The organism is Dyella sp. (genome assembly GCF_036384435.1).
GTDB lineage: Bacteria > Pseudomonadota > Gammaproteobacteria > Xanthomonadales > Rhodanobacteraceae > GSA-30.
Map to the genome: position 1 here is coordinate 1 of NZ_DASVMI010000088.1, position 2,353 is coordinate 2,353.

2 protein-coding genes and 1 pseudogene are annotated in these 2,353 nt (G+C 63.0%); 2 read left to right on the plus strand and 1 reads right to left on the minus strand.

Going from position 1 to position 2,353, the window contains the following annotated elements:
• Positions 1–130: pseudogene (locus VF436_RS08610) on the plus strand (OmpA family protein); the annotation flags it as partial.
• A 401-nt stretch (positions 131–531) separates the two neighbouring features.
• A complete protein-coding gene (locus VF436_RS08615) occupies positions 532–1,296 on the plus strand; it encodes a pseudouridine synthase (RefSeq protein ID WP_330903599.1) in 765 nt (254 codons plus the stop codon).
• On the opposite strand, the gene VF436_RS08620 is transcribed toward VF436_RS08615, so the two are convergent.
• Positions 1,245–2,171, minus strand: a complete 927-nt coding sequence (locus tag VF436_RS08620; RefSeq protein ID WP_330903600.1) for a LysR family transcriptional regulator — start codon at positions 2,169–2,171, stop codon at positions 1,245–1,247. The two genes, VF436_RS08615 and VF436_RS08620, sit on opposite strands and share 52 nt — an antisense overlap.
• Positions 2,172–2,353: the final 182 nt, after the last annotated feature.

A 2,353-nucleotide genomic window follows, 5' to 3' on the forward strand; every position in this document is an offset into this window, starting at 1 on the left:
CTCGCACGGTATCGACGCGAGCCGTCTGGAAGGCCCGATCGGCCACGGCAAGAACGATCCGATCGACACCAATGCGACCGACGCTGGCCGTGCGCGCAACCGCCGCACCGAGCTGCAGGTCCAGCAGTAATCGATCTGCCCTAGTGGTACCCGAAGAGCCCGGCGCAAGCCGGGCTTTTCTTTTGGGTGCTGGATGGCGGCGTGGTGCGCTTGGAGGAAGCGGCTGCGATATGGCCTGCGTGCGTTCGGAATGGGTATGAGAGTTGGGTGATGGGGGCGCATGATTCGACGTGGCCGCGAACCTCAGGTCACGAAGGGCTCGCGTGATTCGATGAGGGCCCGGTGAGAGTGGAGCAGGGACGAGGGGTGAGGAGGGCGCATGGTTCGGCGCTGCGGTGGGCTTCCAGTCCGCGAAGAAGCCAGCGCGCGCAACAAACGCGCCCATGGCGAACTTGCGCCATCATCCATCTCCCGAAGCATGGCCGTCTCCCGCAATGCTCCTGCCACCCGCACCACCCGCTAAAATGCGCCATGCCTTATCGTCCGACACGTCCTCATTCCGCCAGCCAGCCTCCGCGCCATGGCATCGCTCGCGTCATCAGCAAGCTGGGGGTGTGTTCGCGTAGCCAGGCTGAGCAGGCGGTGCGGGAGGGGCGAGTCAGCGTCGATGGGCGTGTCGTGCGTAATCCCGAGCAACGGGCTGATCCGCAACGCCAACGCATACAACTGGATGGCAAGGCCATTGCGCAAACGCAACGCGTCTACATCGCACTCAACAAGCCTCGTGGCATCGTGGTCAGCGCCAATGACGAGCGCGGGCGTGACACGGTGTATGACCTGCTCAGGGATTCTGGCTTGCCATGGCTCGGGCCCGTGGGGAGGCTGGATCGCGCCAGTGAAGGCTTGTTGTTGCTGACTAACGACAGCATGTGGGCTGCGGGCCTTACCGAGCCCAGGCATCACATCGACAAGATCTACCACGTTCAGATCGATACGCTTCCCACCCCTGAACTGATGGCGCGTTTGACAGAGGGCGTGGTCGATCAGGGCGAACACCTGGCGGCCAGGCAGGTGCAGTTGCTGCGTAGTGGCGAGAAGCATGCCTGGCTGGAGTTCACCCTGGACGAAGGCCGTAACCGGCATATCCGGCGCATGCTTGAAGCGCATCGTGTCGGCGTGCTGCGGCTGATACGCGTGGCGATCGGCTCGTTGGCGCTGGGCGAGTTGCCGAAGGGGCGGTGGCGTCAGCTCGATCCGTCCGAAGTGGCAGCCCTGTCCGTGCCGGGAAGGCGCTGACTAGCCAAGGCTCGCAGAGCATCGAGTACGCGTTCCACATCGGGGTGCGACGGGGGGGCATTGAATACCGCATAGATGGTGTTGCGGCATATGGCGGCCGGATCTTCAAGGATGCGGATTCCAGGCAGCATGTCGTGACCAAGCAGGCAGGCGGCAGGCAAGATGGAGATGCCGTAGCCGGCGGCTACCCCGTTGACGACCTCTTCCATTTCCTCGAAATGAGCAGCCACCGATAGCTGCGGCGTCGGCCGGCCGAAGACGTGGCCGAACCAGGTGGCGAACACAAAATCGCTTTCGTCATAACTGACGAATGTCTGGTTCTCAAGCGCCCCCATGTTCAAATCGGGTGGCGGGTCGCTTGCCGGCGAGATCAGTACGATTTCCTCACTGTCGATCGCCATATGCCCCATCCGCGTATGCACTGGAAGAGAAAAGACGAAGCCAAGATCGCTCTCGCCGCTCTCCACGTTGTGCATCACGCCATCGAAGGTCGGATACTGGATGCGCACGGGCAGGTGAGTCAGTGCACCGCCCGGGCGAAATAGCGGCCGTACTACGTATTGGCCGTAACCGCGCACGGACGAGATACGCAATGGTTCGTACTTCTGTGTGGTCGAGCCCAGCATGTCCTGTTGCACGCGTTCCCAGTCATGCTCCATGCCACGGCAAAAGTCGAGCAGGCGCAAGCCGGCGGCGTTGGGATGCAGTCGGCCACCACGCCGTTCGAACAGGGGCATGCCCAGGCTTTCTTCAAGCCTTCGCAGCTGGTAGCTCACGGACTGCTCGGTCCGATGCAGCACGGCGGCAGCCGCACGCAGCCCGCCGGCTTCGCAGACAGTGCGAAACGCATGCAAATAGCGCAGCTCGACGTTCATGATGATGTTGGCTCCGCCCAGGCAATGACCGAATGCGAAGACATGGAACCCTTCCCCCGTGTTGCCGAGATTGGCACAGGCGCCGTGGAGGCGGCAAGGGATGCGCGTAAGTGGAGACGGGGATGGGGGCACAAGGTGGAGCGCTTGCTAGCAGCCCGCCCCGGGGGCATACGGCAAGCCTC

Excerpts from the sequence above, each read along its gene's own strand:
- VF436_RS08615 (WP_330903599.1), top strand. The coding sequence starts at position 532 with ATGCCTTATCGTCCGACACGTCCTCATTCCGCCAGCCAGCCTCCGCGC.
- VF436_RS08620 (WP_330903600.1), bottom strand. The coding sequence starts at position 2,171 with ATGAACGTCGAGCTGCGCTATTTGCATGCGTTTCGCACTGTCTGCGAA.